Source organism: Bradyrhizobium sp. 35, from assembly GCF_023073215.1.
In the GTDB taxonomy this organism is placed as follows: Bacteria; Pseudomonadota; Alphaproteobacteria; order Rhizobiales; family Xanthobacteraceae; genus Bradyrhizobium; species Bradyrhizobium canariense_D.
In genome coordinates, this window is record NZ_JADPJC010000131.1 from 36,248 (window position 1) to 50,221 (window position 13,974).

The 13,974-nt window shown below is 64.5% G+C and carries 14 protein-coding genes; 7 read left to right on the forward strand and 7 right to left on the reverse strand.

What is annotated here, in order from left to right:
* The first annotated feature begins 199 nt into the window (after positions 1-199).
* Positions 200-832 carry a hypothetical protein gene (locus IVB36_RS26660; protein WP_018452973.1) on the forward strand — a complete coding sequence of 211 codons (633 nt, stop codon included), beginning with the start codon at positions 200-202 and terminating at the stop codon, positions 830-832.
* A 117-nt stretch (positions 833-949) separates the two neighbouring features.
* On the opposite strand, the gene IVB36_RS26665 is transcribed toward IVB36_RS26660, so the two are convergent.
* Together IVB36_RS26665 and IVB36_RS26670 are read right to left on the reverse strand one after the other, a co-directional pair.
* Positions 950-1,165, reverse strand: coding sequence for a hypothetical protein (locus IVB36_RS26665; protein ID WP_083926313.1), 216 nt, complete (start codon positions 1,163-1,165; stop codon positions 950-952).
* Between the two features lie 28 nt (positions 1,166-1,193).
* Entirely contained in the window at positions 1,194-2,201 is a 1,008-nt protein-coding gene (locus IVB36_RS26670) for a 2-dehydropantoate 2-reductase (RefSeq protein WP_247299203.1), read from the reverse strand.
* A gap of 158 nt (positions 2,202-2,359) precedes the next feature.
* Between IVB36_RS26670 and IVB36_RS26675 the strand changes: the two genes are divergently transcribed.
* Together IVB36_RS26675 and IVB36_RS26680 are read left to right on the forward strand one after the other, a co-directional pair.
* The gene (locus tag IVB36_RS26675; protein ID WP_026232432.1) at positions 2,360-2,941 is read left to right on the forward strand and encodes a YidB family protein; all 582 of its coding nucleotides are present in this window, start codon (positions 2,360-2,362) and stop codon (positions 2,939-2,941) included.
* A gap of 30 nt (positions 2,942-2,971) precedes the next feature.
* The gene (locus tag IVB36_RS26680) at positions 2,972-3,244 is read left to right on the forward strand and encodes a GlsB/YeaQ/YmgE family stress response membrane protein (RefSeq protein ID WP_083926312.1); all 273 of its coding nucleotides are present in this window, start codon (positions 2,972-2,974) and stop codon (positions 3,242-3,244) included.
* Positions 3,245-3,465: 221 nt separating this feature from the next.
* On the opposite strand, the gene IVB36_RS26685 is transcribed toward IVB36_RS26680, so the two are convergent.
* The gene (locus IVB36_RS26685) at positions 3,466-4,251 is read right to left on the reverse strand and encodes an SDR family oxidoreductase (protein ID WP_018452969.1); all 786 of its coding nucleotides are present in this window, start codon (positions 4,249-4,251) and stop codon (positions 3,466-3,468) included.
* 238 nt (positions 4,252-4,489) lie between these two features.
* Between IVB36_RS26685 and IVB36_RS26690 the strand changes: the two genes are divergently transcribed.
* The 3 genes from IVB36_RS26690 to IVB36_RS26700 are packed head-to-tail and all read left to right on the forward strand — an operon-like array spanning position 4,490 to position 7,563.
* Positions 4,490-5,551: an acyl-CoA dehydrogenase family protein gene (locus tag IVB36_RS26690; RefSeq protein WP_247393563.1), complete on the forward strand. Its 1,062-nt coding sequence runs from the start codon at positions 4,490-4,492 to the stop codon at positions 5,549-5,551.
* Between the two features lie 17 nt (positions 5,552-5,568).
* The gene (locus IVB36_RS26695) at positions 5,569-6,729 is read left to right on the forward strand and encodes an acyl-CoA dehydrogenase family protein (RefSeq protein WP_008133127.1); all 1,161 of its coding nucleotides are present in this window, start codon (positions 5,569-5,571) and stop codon (positions 6,727-6,729) included.
* Positions 6,730-6,744: 15 nt separating this feature from the next.
* Positions 6,745-7,563 carry an enoyl-CoA hydratase/isomerase family protein gene (locus IVB36_RS26700; RefSeq protein ID WP_018452966.1) on the forward strand — a complete coding sequence of 273 codons (819 nt, stop codon included), beginning with the start codon at positions 6,745-6,747 and terminating at the stop codon, positions 7,561-7,563.
* 101 nt (positions 7,564-7,664) lie between these two features.
* Here IVB36_RS26700 and IVB36_RS26705 read toward each other — a convergent pair whose 3' ends face one another.
* The 4 genes from IVB36_RS26705 to IVB36_RS26720 all read right to left on the reverse strand — a co-directional run bounded on the left by IVB36_RS26705 (position 7,665) and on the right by IVB36_RS26720 (position 12,856).
* The gene (locus IVB36_RS26705; RefSeq protein WP_247369125.1) at positions 7,665-9,833 is read right to left on the reverse strand and encodes an acetate--CoA ligase family protein; all 2,169 of its coding nucleotides are present in this window, start codon (positions 9,831-9,833) and stop codon (positions 7,665-7,667) included.
* Positions 9,834-9,969: 136 nt separating this feature from the next.
* Positions 9,970-10,722 carry a hypothetical protein gene (locus IVB36_RS26710; RefSeq protein WP_026232430.1) on the reverse strand — a complete coding sequence of 251 codons (753 nt, stop codon included), beginning with the start codon at positions 10,720-10,722 and terminating at the stop codon, positions 9,970-9,972.
* 2 nt (positions 10,723-10,724) lie between these two features.
* Positions 10,725-11,516: an enoyl-CoA hydratase gene (locus tag IVB36_RS26715; protein WP_085351625.1), complete on the reverse strand. Its 792-nt coding sequence runs from the start codon at positions 11,514-11,516 to the stop codon at positions 10,725-10,727.
* Positions 11,517-11,650: 134 nt separating this feature from the next.
* Positions 11,651-12,856 carry an ABC transporter substrate-binding protein gene (locus tag IVB36_RS26720; protein WP_018452962.1) on the reverse strand — a complete coding sequence of 402 codons (1,206 nt, stop codon included), beginning with the start codon at positions 12,854-12,856 and terminating at the stop codon, positions 11,651-11,653.
* Between the two features lie 254 nt (positions 12,857-13,110).
* On the opposite strand from IVB36_RS26720, the gene IVB36_RS26725 reads away from it, so the two are divergent.
* Positions 13,111-13,950 (forward strand): thermonuclease family protein, encoded by an 840-nt coding sequence (locus tag IVB36_RS26725; protein WP_247393566.1) that lies wholly within the window; start codon positions 13,111-13,113, stop codon positions 13,948-13,950.
* The last annotated feature ends 24 nt before the right edge of the window (positions 13,951-13,974 follow it).

Consider the following 13,974-nt stretch of genomic DNA (forward strand, 5'->3'; position numbering starts at 1 on the left):
CCACTTCGTATTCTTGGCGTCGCCGATGAGGCGAGCGCAGGATGAAGTGACGCTGTGACTCCTGCGCCACGTCAAGCAAAAAATGTCAGCATCACAGCCATGAAATTCCCGGGTTCCATGGGTGACAAGCAGGCCATAAAGGGGCAAAAATCAGCCCGACTCAGTTCGGGTTGAGTTTTGCAAGGAATGCTCTCGTAGAATGTCGGACGTAGTTGCATCGCGTCGTGCGGCGCTTGTCGTTGCTGCAGCAGGATTTTTCCTGCTGGCGCCGTCGCATGCCCAGGCACAATGGTGGAAGCGCGCGCCTGTTGACTTCGAGGCCTGCGCCGACGCCGCCGAGAAAGCTACGACCAAATCCGAGAAGACGGCTGCGCTTGCCGACTGCAACGCCAAATTCGCCGGCCGGCGCAAGGCGGGCGGCGGCTATTCCTATTACGATTTCCTCCAGGACCGCAGCTTCGACATCGCCGGGCCCAATCCGACGCCGGAGGAGCAGAAGAAGATCGACGAATCCTACACCGCCTATCTCGCCAATCAGCGCCGCAGCAATGAAGCCGCGCAGGCCACCGCGCGCCAGCAGCGCGAGCAGCAGGAACAACAGGTGCAGCAGCTCCAGCGGGTCGCGTTGCGAACCGAGGTCGAGCGCGTGCCCGTGCCGGTCGAGCGGCCGAAAGTCCAGCAGGCCGCCATCGGCGACGCGCGGCCGCGGCCGAAGGGCACACCCTGCACCAAGGGCTCGTTCTCCTGCGAATGGCCGCGGCTGTCGGATGGATTGAACGACATCAAGAAGCTGTTCAGCCCGACGCCGAGCAAGCCCGCGAAGAAGGGCTGAGCTGCGTCGCCGTCATTGCGAGCGCAGCGAAGCAATCCAGCATCTCTCCGCGGAGGCAGTCTGGATTGCTTCGCTACGCTCGCAATGACGAACTGGGCGGGGATCCGTCTCCTAGCCTCAGTTCGTGTGCTTCTTCTTGCTGCGCTTCGGTTGAGCAACCGGCGCATTCACCGGCGCCGTTGTTGTCGGTGAACTACCCAACTGCGAACGACTCTCCTTCAGGCGCGCGTCATAGCCGGGCGAATTCGTGACGGTCGGCGGCCTTGCCTGAGCAAACGTGGAAGCTGCACATAAGGCGGCGAGCACGACCCCGATCGTCAAACAACGTTTCATCGCACGTCTCCCGTCAGCCGGCGTGAACTCATGCAGCGCCGCGAACCTGCTGCGGCGTCAGCCGCGGCGGACCCTTGCCCGCGGCCTCAGCCTCGTTGATCAGCGCAACAATGCGGCGCGACAGCGGCACGTCGACACTGTTCTGTTCGGCGAGGGCGATGATCGCGCCCTGGAGATAGTCGATCTCGGTCTTGCGGCCCTGCTTCAAATCCTGCCACATCGAGGAACGCGCCTCGGGATCGATCTTCATGGTCCTTCCCAGGATCAGGTCGAAAATCGGATCAGGCAGTCTCAGCAAGGCGGGCGTCCAGGACGACGGGATCGGCGTCGCCGAGACCGGTGTGATGCCGGCGGCCCTCATTGCAGCCAGCCCCTCCGCCATCTGATCGGCGAACAACCTTCGCCATTCGCGGTTCCCCAATTGCGCAGCGAGGGGCATGTCGGACAAGGCGCTGAGCGCGTTGTTCAAATTGATGATCAGCTTGCCCCATTGCACGCCGGTGATGTCGCGGCTCGCGCGCATCGTGAGCCCCGGCACCGACAGAGCTGCGGCCGCGTTCGTGTCATCTTGGCCAACATGAATGTCGCCAGAGGTCGAGCGGTGGAAGCGGCCCTCGCCCATCCCGACCACGTTGAAAGGCACCATGCCGGCGAGCACGCGGCGATCGCCGAGGCGATCGCGCAGCACCGCGACGTTGCCGACGCCGTTTTGCAGCGAGACGATGACAGCGTCCTGCGGCGCATGCTGCGCGATCTGCTTGGCGACAGCTGCCGTGTCGGCGCTCTTCACCGTGACCAGCACGATGCCGGCGCTGTGCAAGATCGCGGGATCTTCCGATAGCGCGAGTTGGCCCGGATCGAGCTTCTTCTCGGAGCCGTCGAAATCGGTCAGAAGCAGACCGAACCGCTCGATCTCGGCCTTCACCCGCGGTCGCACCAGGAACGCGACGCGGCGACCGGCAGCCGCCAGGGTGCCGCCGACAAAACATCCGATGGCGCCCGCGCCGGCCACCACGATCGGTCGATCCGTCATCATCTTGGCTTGCCCCCTCAACGATCCGCCCTCGATAGCAGAGGCTGTGTCTGCTGCCCATTCCCGGAGTTGCGGCGCAATCGCCTTGTAACCGTCATGACGGCCTCATATGTTTTCGAACGGGGCTTGTTACCGGCAACAAAGCGCCAAGGGAGAACGCCATGGGTTTGCTCGACGTCCTCAACGGCATGCAGAACGGCCCGCGCGGGCCAAGCACGCCGAGTTCACAATCCTCATCCAGTGGCGGCATGTCGCCCATGACCATGGCGCTGCTTGGCCTGCTCGCCTGGAAGGCATTCAAGCATATGAGCGGCAACCAGAGCGGCAGCGCGCCGCAGCCGTCCCCGGCACCGACGCCGACGCATCTCCCCCCGCCGGTGAATGCAGGCGCTGGTGGTGGCCTCGGCGACCTGTTGAAGGGCGGCCTTGGCGGCCTGCTCGCGGGCGGCGCGGCCGGCAGCGTGCTCAGCGGCGGGCTCGGCGATCTCCTCAACCAGCTTCAGCACAGCGGTCATGGCGATACTGCCAATACCTGGGTCGGCAAGGGCGAGAACAAGGCGATCGCTCCAGGCGATCTCGCCAATGCGCTCGGCGCCGACCAGATCGAGAGCCTGTCCGCCCAAAGCGGCCTGTCGCGTGACGAGCTGCTCTCGGGCCTCAGCCAGTATCTGCCGCAGGTGGTCGACCATCTGACGCCGGACGGACGGCTGCCGACCGAGCAAGAGATCGCGGGCAGAGTCTGATTGGTTTAGTCAAACGAGGGGAGCACGGACATGAGCATGGGTGGCTTGTTGTGGATCATCGTCGTCGGCTTCATCGCCGGCCTCATCGCGCGTTGGCTGGCGCCGGGACCGAACAATCCGAGCGGCTTCATCCTCACCACCATCCTCGGCATCGCCGGCGCGTTTCTCGCGACCTTCATCGGTCAGGCCATCGGTCATTACGGTCCCGACCAGGGTGCAGGATTCATCATGGCCACCATCGGCGCCGTGGTGGTGCTGTTCATCTGGCACCGGCTGGTGGCGAGCGGCGTGATCAAGGGGTGACGCTTCAAAACGCCGAAAGCGGCACACCGCCACCTCATCGTCATGCCCGGGCTTGACCCGGGCATCCACGTCTTTTGATCCGCGCGGCGACACGTGGATGGCCGGGTCAAGCCCGGCCATGACGTGGAGAGAGCGGAGGCCGGGTCAAGCCCGGCGACGACGTGGAGAGAGCGGAGGCCGGGTCAAGCCCGGCGACGACGTGGAGAGAATGTGCCGCGCGATCACGTCACCAAATGCATCCCCGCATCCATGCGCACGACTTCGCCGGTCATGTTGCTGGAGGCCGGCATCGCCAGGAAACAGACGAGCTGCGCGATGTCTTCCGCCGATGACGCGACCTTCAGCGGCACCTTCGCCGCGACGCTGTCGCGCACCTGCTTGGCGCCCGCCTCGCCGCGGCCCTTGGTGAACCAGGGTGTATCGATATAGCCCGGGCATACCGTGTTGACGCGGATCAGCGGCGCCAGCGCGCGCGACAGCGACAGCGTCATGGTGTTGAGCGCGCCCTTGCTCGCGGCGTATGCGATCGACGATCCGACGCCGCTGATGCCGGCGACCGAGGAGATGTTGACCACGGCGGACGGCCGCCCAGAAGCTTTGGCGCCGGCCTCGAGCAGGCTGCGCGCCGCGCGCACCATCTGGAACGGGCCGATGGTGTTGACGCCGTACAGGCGCTGGAAATCTTCCGCCGACAATCCGTCGAGATCGGCATGGACGACATGCTTGGTGGTGCCGGCATTGTTGACGAGCACGTCGAGCCGGCCCCAGCCGCCAGCTGCCGCGACGATCTTGCGGCAATCGTCATCCTTCGAGACGTCGCCCTGCGCGACCAGAACTTCCGGTGAGCCCGCCTTGCGGCAATGCTCCGCGGTCGCCTCCGCTTCCTTCTGGCTCGAGGAATAGTTGATGACGAGCCGCGCCCCGCTCCGTGCGAGAATTTCCGCGGTCGCAGCGCCCAGGCCGGAGGCGGACCCCGTCACGATTGCGCACAAACTGTCCTTTGCCATCCGGATTTCCTTCCCCTTGATTGAGTATCGACGTTCTGTTTAGCGAGTTTGCCGCGCCCTGCAAATCGAGCAAACTCCGCTAAGCGGAATTAGCTCATCGCCCATGCCCGCGCCGCAGGTTGACCTGCGATCAGCGCTTGTCAGGGCCATGGCTTTTTTGGATCATCGGGCGCAAGAAGAACCTGCGCGCCCGCCCCACTGGGGCCGGATGCGCCAATGGCAAAACACGGGGAACGCTGTGGCGGAGAGTGACAATATCGTCGTCGAGACCGCGGAGAAAATCTTCGCCGATCTCGCCGATCCGCAGACCGTCAACAACGAGAAGGATTCGTGGCAGGCGCCGCTGTGGCAGGCGCTGAGCGAGGCCGGCCTGCCGCTGGCCTGGGTGCCCGACGATCTCGGCGGCTCCGGCGCGAGTCTGGCCGACGGCTTTGCGCTGCTGAACGCGGCCGGCCGTTTCGCAGTCGCGGTTCCCCTGGCCGAGACCATGCTGGCCGGCTGGCTGCTGGCGCAGGCGAAGATCGCTTCCCCGGAGGGGGAGATGACGGTGCTGCCGGCGTCGCCCAAGGATCGCATCACCCGCGATGCCGATGGTGCGCTCTCCGGCCGCGCCCGCGGCGTGCCCTTCGCAAAGGCGGCAAAGCACTTCGCGGTGCTGGCCCACGGCAAGGACGGAGTCGCGGTCGCGCTGGTGGATGCGAGCAAGGGCCGGATCGAGACCGGACTCAATGTCGGCTATGACCACAGCGACACCGTCACGCTCGACAAGGTCCAGCCCCTCACCATCAAGCCCGCGCCGAGCGGCTTTGACCAGACCACAATGATGCTGATGGGCGGCGTCGCGCGCAGCCTTCAGATCGCGGGCGCGCTGGAATCGATGCTCGACATCTCCGTGCGCTATTCCAACGAGCGCGTCGCCTTCGAGAAGAAGATCTCCAAATTCCAGGCGGTGCAGCACAATCTCGCCCGCCTCGCCGGCGAGTCGGCTGCTGCGCTTGCGGCTGCGACTTCCGCGGCCGACGCCATCGCCAACGCAAAGTCGTTCGATGACGCGGTCTATCTCGAAGCCGCCTCCGCAAAGATCCGCTGCGCGGAAGCTGCGGAAAAGGGCGGCGCCATTGCGCACCAGGTCCATGGCGCGATCGGCTTCACCCTGGAGCACATCCTGCACCGCTATTCGCTGCGGGCGCTTGCCTGGCGCGACGATTTCGGTTCGGAAAGCCACTGGGCCGTCGAGCTCGGCAAGCTCATTGCCAACCGCGGCGCCGACGAATTGTGGCCGCTCGTGGCTTCGCGCTGATCAGGGACGAGACAACAATGACCGCTGCCCTCCGTTTCGATCCGATCCGCCTGCCCGAGAAATGCGAGCAATTGCGCAAGGAAGTACGCGCCTTCCTCGCGGAGGAAATCGCCGCCGGTACCTTCGATCCGCACAAGCCCAACCGCGAAGACACCGACGCGCCGGAATTCTCCCGCCGGGTCGGCGCCAAGGGTTGGCTCGGCATGACATGGCCGAAAAAATATGGCGGCCAGGAGCGCTCGTTCCTCGAACGTTACGTGGTGACGGAGGAGATGCGCGTCGCCAACGCGCCGACGCGGCGCTTCTTCGTCGCCGACCGCCAGAGCGGACCGGTGCTGATCAAATACGCGCCTGAGCACATCAAAATGGACATCCTGCCGCGCATCTGCCGCGGCGAGATCTGCTTCGCGATCGGCATGAGCGAACCGAACTCCGGCTCGGACCTGTTTGCCGCGAAGACCCGCGCGACCAAGACCGACGGCGGCTATCTCATCAATGGCACCAAGATCTGGACCTCGTCGGCGCATATCGCCGACTACATGATCGCGATCTTCCGGACGTCGCAGCCGACCAAGGAAAACCGACGTCACGGCCTGACCCAGTTCCTGGTCAAGATGAAGCAGCCGGGCATCCAGGTGAACCCGATCGGCCAGATCACCGGCCAGTACGAGTTCAACGAGGTCGTGTTCACCGATTTCTTCGTGCCTGACGATCATGTGCTCGGCGAAGTGGACGGCGCCTGGAAGCAGGCGACCAGCGAGCTCGCTTATGAGCGTTCGGGCCCCGAGCGCTTCCTGGAGACCTATTACGTGCTGACCGAGCTGGTTCGCGCCGTTGGTCCCAATCCGGATACCCGCAGCGCCGAAGGCATCGGCCGGCTGGTGGCGCAGCTCCACACCATGCGGCGCATGTCGGTCTCGGTCGCGGGCATGCTGCAAGCCGGCAAGGAGCCGGTCGTCGAAGCCTCCATCGTCAAGGACATCGGCACGGTGTGGGAACAGCAGCTGCCGCACCGCGTGCGCGATCTCGCCGCCTTCGTCGAGGAGACCGCGACCAACCGCGAGACGCTGGAGCGGCAGCTCGACTTCGCCATCAAAACCGCGCCGAAACTCACCATCCAGGGCGGCACCACCGAGGTGCTGCGCGGCATCATCGCCCGCGGGCTTGGTTTGCGCTAATCATTCGAGGACATCATGAGCACCTATAAAGATATCGGCGTCGAAAAAGTTGGTCACGTCGGCACCATCGAGATCCGCCGCCCGCCGCTCAACTTCTTCGACATTTCGCTGATCAACCAGATCGCGGACGCACTCGACGAGTTCGATCGCGACATCGAGATTCGCGCCTCGGTGCTATCGGCCCAGGGCAAGGCGTTTTGCGCCGGCGCCAATTTCCAGGACCCGGCACGACAGGCGCAAGAGGCGCGCGAAGCCGATAAGACGGCCAAGGGCGATCCGGCCGATAGCCTCGGGGCGATCAATCATCTCTACATCCAGGCCGTGCGCATCTTCCGCGCCAAGAAGCCGATCGTCGCGGCCGTGCAGGGCGCCGCCATCGGCGGCGGACTGGGCCTCGCGGTCTCGGCGGACTTCCGGGTCACCTGCCCCGAAGCGCGCTTCTCCGCGAACTTTACAAAGCTCGGCTTTCATCCCGGCTTCGGCCTGACTGTGACGCTGCCCGAGCTGATCGGAAAGAACAACGCCGAGCTGATGTTCTACACCAGCCGCCGCGTCACCGGTGAGGAGGCCTTCAAATGGGGCCTCGCCAACGAGCTGGTGCCGCAGGACCAGGTCAAGGCGGCCGCACTGAAGCTCGCCGGTGAAATCGCCGAATGCTCCCCGCTCGGCCTCGTCTCCACCCGCGCCACGATGCGCGCTGGCCTCGCCGATCGCGTGATGGCCGCGACCAATCACGAGCTCGAGGAGCAGACCCGACTGCGCGCCACGGAAGACTTCAAGGAAGGCGTGAAGGCCACGGAAGAGCGGCGGGTCGCGAATTTCAGGGGGCGGTAGGTCCTTTCTTCCTTCTCCCCTTGTGGGAGAAGGTGGCGCGAAGCGCCGGATGAGGGGTTGTCTCCGCAAGCCATTCTCTTGCGCTTGTGGAGAGAGACCCCTCACCCGTCTCGCCGCTTCGCGGCGAGCCACCCTCTCCCACAAGGGGAGAGGGATGATCTCCGCCCCACCACCAGCGCGTCCACGATCGTCACGCCCTGCCCTTCCGCGTGCACCAGCACCGGGTTGAGCTCGATCTCCGCGATCTCCTCTGCATGTTGCGCGGCAAGCACGGAAATGTCCGCGATCAACTGCGACACCGCCGCAACATCCGCCATCGCCGCCCCGCGAAATCCCGTCAGCAGCGGCGCGGCTTTCAAGCGCGCCAGCATCGTGCCGGCTTCTTCTGCGCTGACCGGCGCCGGGCGGTAGACGACGTCGCGGAACAATTCGGTCGTGATGCCGCCAAGGCCCACCATCACCATCGGCCCGAACGTCGCGTCTGTCATGGTGCCGACGATGATCTCGACACCCTGCTTCGCCATCGGGCAGACCAGCACGCCCTGAATGGCCGCCTCAGGCCTGTGCTGGCGCACATTGTTGAGCAGCGCCTCGAACGCCAGAAACGCTTCGCCCTTTGTGGTGATATTGACGCGCACGCCGCCGACCTCGCTCTTGTGCGCGATGTCCGGCGACTGGATCTTCAGCACCACCGGAAAGCCGACGCGGGCGACGGCATCATCGAGCTCGCCCTTGTCCTTCATCAGCACTTCATCCGGCAGCGCGATGCCGGCGGCGCGGAGCAATGTCTTGCTGTCGGCTTCCGAGAGCGCAGGCGATTTCAGCTGTGCTGAGATGTCCCGCGCGGGGACTTGCGCCCCATCCGCGGGCCTCTGCAGCTCGAAGGTGGCATAATCGACGAGCTGCCGCATCGCGACGCCGACATAAGTGAGGCCGGAGAGCACCACGACGCCGGATTTGGCAAGCTCGCGCCGCGCGAAATCGGACGGTACCGTGTAGGAATAGAACACCACCGGCTTGTGCTGCGCGGCCAGCACCGGCGTCAGCTCGGCTTCCTTGAAGGGCTTCCGGACGTCGCTCGACAGCGACAGCACGATCAGGATTGCGTCGATCTCGTCCGACGCGGTGAGCACATCGACGCTCTTTTGCAAGCCGCCCGAGGTCACGCCCTGCGCCGTGACGTCGATCGGGTTGCGCGCGGTGCCGTAGGACGGCATCAGCGCGCTGATCTCCGCCTGGACTTTTTCGGAGAGCTCCGGCACCTGCAAGCCTTGCAGCGCCACGGCATCGGCGCCCCAGATGCCGGCGCCGCCGGAGACGGTGACCACGGCGACGCGATCGCCTTTCGGCAACGGATTGCTCGCAAGCACAGCTGCGATCGTCAGCGCCTCGTCGAGATCGTTGGAGACGATGAAGCCATATTTGGCGAACACCGCGTCGTAGGCCGCCGACCATCCGGCCATGCTCGCGGTGTGCGAGGCGGCCGCGCGCATCCCGGCGCCGGAGCGGCCGACCTTCGTGACGATGACAGGCTTTTTCAGTTCGGCGGCGCGCCGCGCTGCCGCGAGAAACTTGTCGACGTCGCGAATGCCTTCGATGAACAGCAGGATCACGTCCGTTGAAGCGTCCTGCACCATGTAATCCAGAAACTCGCCGGCCCCGAGATCGGATTCGTTGCCGGCACTGACGACATAGCTCACGGCAATGCCGAGCGCACTGGCGCGGTGATAATACGCAAAGCCGATGCCGCCGCTCTGCGCCACGATGCCGATCCGCTTCGTCGTGGCGACCAGCGGCACCACGCTCGGCTTGACGTCCACGGCGGGACTGAACGTCGCCGCCACGCGCTGCTTCTGGCTGAAAAAGCCTTCGGCATTCGGACCGGAAATCCGCATGCCGGTGCGCCTCGCCAGCCCCGCGATCGCGTCCTGCATCGCCGCGCTCTCCCCGCCCTCCTCGGCGAAGCCGGAGGAGATGATAACAGCGTTCTTCACGCCGGCGGCGGCGCATTGTTCGAGCGCGGCGAGCACCGCGCGGGCGGGGATGAGGATGATTGCGAGATCGACCGGCGCGCCGATGTCGGTGATCGATTTGTAGCAAATGAGGCCGTCGATCTCGGCGTAGTTCGGGTTCACCGGATAGATTTTTCCGGGATACTCGTTCTTGCGCAACATCGACAGCAGGCGCCCCGGAATCTTCTCGTGATCGCGCGAAGCACCGATCAGCGCGATGCTGGCGGGTGCAAAGAAGCTGTCGAGCGGATGCGGCATGTGCAGATTCCAATTGTCGGTCTGGCGCTACCCCCGTCATGGCCGGGCCTGTCTCGCCTGCGCGGCCGAAGCCGCTTCGGCCGCGCAGGCGGGACAGGCCTGGCCATGACGACACAACGAGAACTAGCGCAAGTGGTCAAGCAGCGAGCCGAAATGTCACGCCGCTCAGCAGAAACTCATTGCCCGCCACCGCGAGCCCCTTGGCCTTGGCGGCATGCAGCACCTGGGCCACATCTGTCACCTGAAACTCCAGCGCGCTCATGATTTCGCTGGCGCCCTTCACGAACCGGAAGGTCGCGTTGGTCAGCTTCAGTTCGACATCGCCACTCGGCGCCACGCCGATGAGCTTGCCCCAATGCTCGGCCAGCCCTTGCGGGTCCGGGCTCTGTATTTCCACGCTCGTCAACGCCTGCGTCACGTCCTTGCGGATGAATTTATGCCAGTCTGGCCCCGCTGGCGGATAAGGCCCCAAAATGTCGTCGCTGCCTTCGGTGTGGTTGAACTCGATGAAGGCGGCGCGACAGTCGCGGGGATGGAGCTGCACGCCGTGATAGGGCGCGTGGTCGATCACGTTGGCGGTGCGCACGCCCAGAGCGTTGGCGTTACGGCCGCGCTCGTCGGGATCGTTGCAGCAGAAGATCGCCATGTAGCCGCCGCGGCCGCCGCTCTTCTCGATGAAGCGGCCGGCCGTGGTGCCCTCCTTGAACGGCGCGACCACCTCCAGCAGGATCGTGTCGACCGGCAGCAGCGCGTTCTCCAGGCCGTATTTCGCGACGTTGCCGTCGCGGTAGCAGACAGCGAGGCCCATGATGTCAGCGATATCCGCGATCACGGGCGCGAGCTGCGGCGCGACCAGGCAGATCTGCCGCAACCGCATATAGGGCGCCATCGTCATGCGCCCTTGAAGGTCGGCTTGCGCTTCTCGACGAACGCCTTTGCGGCCTCCTTGTGATCCTCGGTATCGCTGCAGCGGGTGTGATGGATCGCCTCGCCGTCGAAGCAATCCTCCAGCGCGAGATGCTCGGCATTGTTGATGTTGCGCTTGATGAAGCCAAGCGCGATCGACGGGCCCTGCGCCAGCGACAGTGCGAGCTCGTGCGCGGCCGTATCGATCTCGGCGTCGGGAACAACCTTGGTCACCATGCCGATCGCATGTGCTTCCTTCGCGGTCAGCACCGGCGAGGTCAGATAGAGCTCGCGCGCCCGCGCACTGCCGAGCAGCTGGGTGAGGAAATAGGTGCCGCCGTAATCGCCGGAGAAGCCGACTTTTGCGAAGGCGGTGGTGATCTTGCAGGATTCGGAAGCGACGCGGAGGTCACACGACAGCGCCATCGACAGACCCGCGCCGGCGGCAGCTCCATCGAGCTGTGCCACCACGGGCTTTGGCATCTGGTGCAGGATACGCGACACTTCCATGCCGCGGCGCAGGTTCGCCATTTTCACTTCGAACGGCAGCGGCGCCCGGCCCTCCGCCATCGACTTGACGTCGCCGCCGACGCAGAAGGAGCCGCCCGCGCCCTTGAACAAGACCGCGCGCACCTCCGGATCATCCGCCGCGCGCCGTGCCGCCACGACCAGCCCGGCCACCATGTCCGGGTTGAGCGCGTTCTTGCGCTCGGGCCGGTTCATGGTGATGGTGAGCAGCCCGCCTTCGAGCTTCTGGAGGACCATGTCGTTGCTCATGGGACGTCTCCCTTGTTGTTGTTTGCTTCGGTCTATCGACGCTCGTCATTGCGAGCGAAGCGAAGCAATCCAGAGATGTTTCCGCGGAGACAGTCTGGATTGCTTCGTCGCTTCGTTCCTCGCAATGACGGTGTTTATTTCTTCACCAACGGGCAGCGCGACTGCTCCAGCGACTGGAACGCCTCGCTGCCGGGCACGGTGGCGAGCAGCTTGTAGTCGTCCCAGCGGCCCTTGGATTCCGACGGCTTCTTGACCTCGAACAGGTACATGTCGTGCAGCATGCGGCCGTCCTCGCGGATCTTGCCGTTCTTGGCGAAGAAGTCGTTGATCGGCGTCTCCTTCATCACTTTCATCACCGTCGCAGCGTCGGTCGTGCCGGCTGCCTTCACCGCTTTCAGATAGTGAGTCACGGACGAATAGACACCAGCTTGCGCCGAGGTCGGCGGCCGCTTCATACGCTCCTGGAAGCGCTTCGAGAACGCGCGGGTGTCATCGTTGAGATCCCAGTAGAAGGCTTCCGCCAGCAACAGGCCCTGCGCGGTCTCGAGTCCGATGGAGTCGATATCGGTCACGAAGGCGAGCAGCGGCGAGACCTTCTGGCCGCCCTTGGTGATGCCGAACTCGGCCGCCTGCTTGATGGCGTTGACGGTGTCGCCGCCGGCATTCGCAAGCCCGATCACCTTGGCTTTCGAGGCTTGGGCCTGGAGCAGGAACGACGAGAAATCCGACGTGTTGAGCGGATGGCGCACGCTGCCGAGCACCTTGCCGCCGGTCTTGGTCACGACGGCGCTGGTGTCCTTTTCCAGATCCTGGCCGAAGGCGTAGTCGGCGGTGAGGAAGTACCAAGTGTCGAGGCCCGACTTCACGGCCGCAAGGCCGGTCACATTGGCCTGACCGTAGGTGTCGAACACGTAGTGAATGGTATAGGGACCGCAGGCCTCGTTGGTGAGGCGGATCGAGCCCGGGCCGTTGAACATGATGATCTTGTTGCGCGCTTTCGCGATCTCGCCGGCGGCGAGCGCGGTCGCGGAGGCCGCGACGTCATAGATCATTTCGACGCCCTGATTGTCGAGCATGTCGCGGGCGATATTGGCGGAGAGATCGGCCTTGTTCTGATGGTCGGCAGCCAGCACCTGGATCTTGCGGCCGAGCACCTCACCGCCAAAGTCCTCCACGGCCATCTTGGCCGCGGTCTCGCTGCCGGGGCCGGTGATGTCGGCATAAAGGCTCGACATGTCGAGGATGCCGCCGATCTTCAGTGGCGGCTTGTCCTGGGCCTGCACGGCGCTCGCGCTCAGCGCCAACGCAGCGGCAAAAATGCCCGACAAAACATGCTTCATCGAAAAGACCTCCCTTATCGCGCCGTACTCTGATGGCGGCTTGGTTATTGCTGTTACCGCAATCATGCCGCATGCGCGACAGCGCAGCAAGCGCACGGGACGATGCAGATGAACGATCAACACGCGCTTTCCGCAAAGCGGAATGACGAGATGCGGAAGAGTGCCTCCGCCGTCATTGCGAGCGCAGCGAAGCAATCCAGGATCTTTCCTCGGAGGGACTCTGGATTGCTTCCCTGCGCTCGCAATGACGGAGTATGAACAAACAGTCTTCGCGCCCCACCGCGCTTGAGTTATGGTTGGAGCGCAACGCAACCTTTCCGGGCAACGTGACGCGACTGCTTCATCTCATCGTCGCATGTCTTCTGGTCGCGGCTCGCGGTGCGTCCGCCACGCCGTGCCAGTTCGAGTCCCAGGGCGAAGGCCGCGTCACCGCGATCGATGCGCGCAGTCTGCGTCTCGATGACGGCCGGGAAATCCGCTTGACCGGCATCGAGCCGACCGCAACCACGAAGCAGGCGCTGACGACGCTGCTCGTCGGTCGCGACGTTATTTTGCGCAGCGCCGACGACACGCCCGACCGCTATGGCCGCCAGGGCGCGCTGGTCTTTGTCGGCGAGAGCGACATCTCCGTGCAGGCGACGCTCCTCGCCGAGGGCGACGCCATCGTCTCCGCCGAGATCGCCGATAAGGACTGCGCGGCCGCCCTGATGGCGGCGGAGGCCGAGGCAAGGCGCCAAAAAAAGGGCAGCTGGGCTGACCTGTCGGCCATAAAAAACGCGGAAAGTCCGGACGATATTTTGGCGGGGATCGGGCGTTTTGTGGTGGTCGAGGGCAAAGTCCTGTCGGTCCGGCAAGCTGGGGCAATGACCTACCTCAACTTCGGACGAAACTGGACACGCGGCTTCGCCGTGACTATTTCAAAGCGCATGATACCCGCGTTCGAAAGCGCCGGGATCGCCCTTAAGTCTATGGAAAATAAGCGTATTCGTGTCAGGGGCTGGGCTGAGGGGAATACGGGGCCGCGTATCGATGTACGCCTCGTGGGACAAATCGAGTTGCTGGGCGCAAACGAGCCGACAGGGGTAAGGCCCTAAAAAGGGCCAGGCACGGGTTAAGCG

Excerpts from the sequence above, each read along its gene's own strand:
- IVB36_RS26705 (WP_247369125.1), bottom strand. The coding sequence starts at position 9,833 with ATGCCGCATCCGCTCGACAGCTTCTTTGCACCCGCCAGCATCGCGCTG.
- IVB36_RS26680 (WP_083926312.1), top strand. The coding sequence starts at position 2,972 with ATGAGCATGGGTGGCTTGTTGTGGATCATCGTCGTCGGCTTCATCGCC.
- IVB36_RS26715 (WP_085351625.1), bottom strand. The coding sequence starts at position 11,516 with ATGAGCAACGACATGGTCCTCCAGAAGCTCGAAGGCGGGCTGCTCACC.
- IVB36_RS26725 (WP_247393566.1), top strand. The coding sequence starts at position 13,111 with ATGAACAAACAGTCTTCGCGCCCCACCGCGCTTGAGTTATGGTTGGAG.
- IVB36_RS26685 (WP_018452969.1), bottom strand. The coding sequence starts at position 4,251 with ATGGCAAAGGACAGTTTGTGCGCAATCGTGACGGGGTCCGCCTCCGGC.
- IVB36_RS26720 (WP_018452962.1), bottom strand. The coding sequence starts at position 12,856 with ATGAAGCATGTTTTGTCGGGCATTTTTGCCGCTGCGTTGGCGCTGAGC.
- IVB36_RS26660 (WP_018452973.1), top strand. The coding sequence starts at position 200 with ATGTCGGACGTAGTTGCATCGCGTCGTGCGGCGCTTGTCGTTGCTGCA.
- IVB36_RS26695 (WP_008133127.1), top strand. The coding sequence starts at position 5,569 with ATGACCGCTGCCCTCCGTTTCGATCCGATCCGCCTGCCCGAGAAATGC.
- IVB36_RS26675 (WP_026232432.1), top strand. The coding sequence starts at position 2,360 with ATGGGTTTGCTCGACGTCCTCAACGGCATGCAGAACGGCCCGCGCGGG.
- IVB36_RS26700 (WP_018452966.1), top strand. The coding sequence starts at position 6,745 with ATGAGCACCTATAAAGATATCGGCGTCGAAAAAGTTGGTCACGTCGGC.
- IVB36_RS26710 (WP_026232430.1), bottom strand. The coding sequence starts at position 10,722 with ATGGCGCCCTATATGCGGTTGCGGCAGATCTGCCTGGTCGCGCCGCAG.
- IVB36_RS26665 (WP_083926313.1), bottom strand. The coding sequence starts at position 1,165 with ATGAAACGTTGTTTGACGATCGGGGTCGTGCTCGCCGCCTTATGTGCA.
- IVB36_RS26670 (WP_247299203.1), bottom strand. The coding sequence starts at position 2,201 with ATGATGACGGATCGACCGATCGTGGTGGCCGGCGCGGGCGCCATCGGA.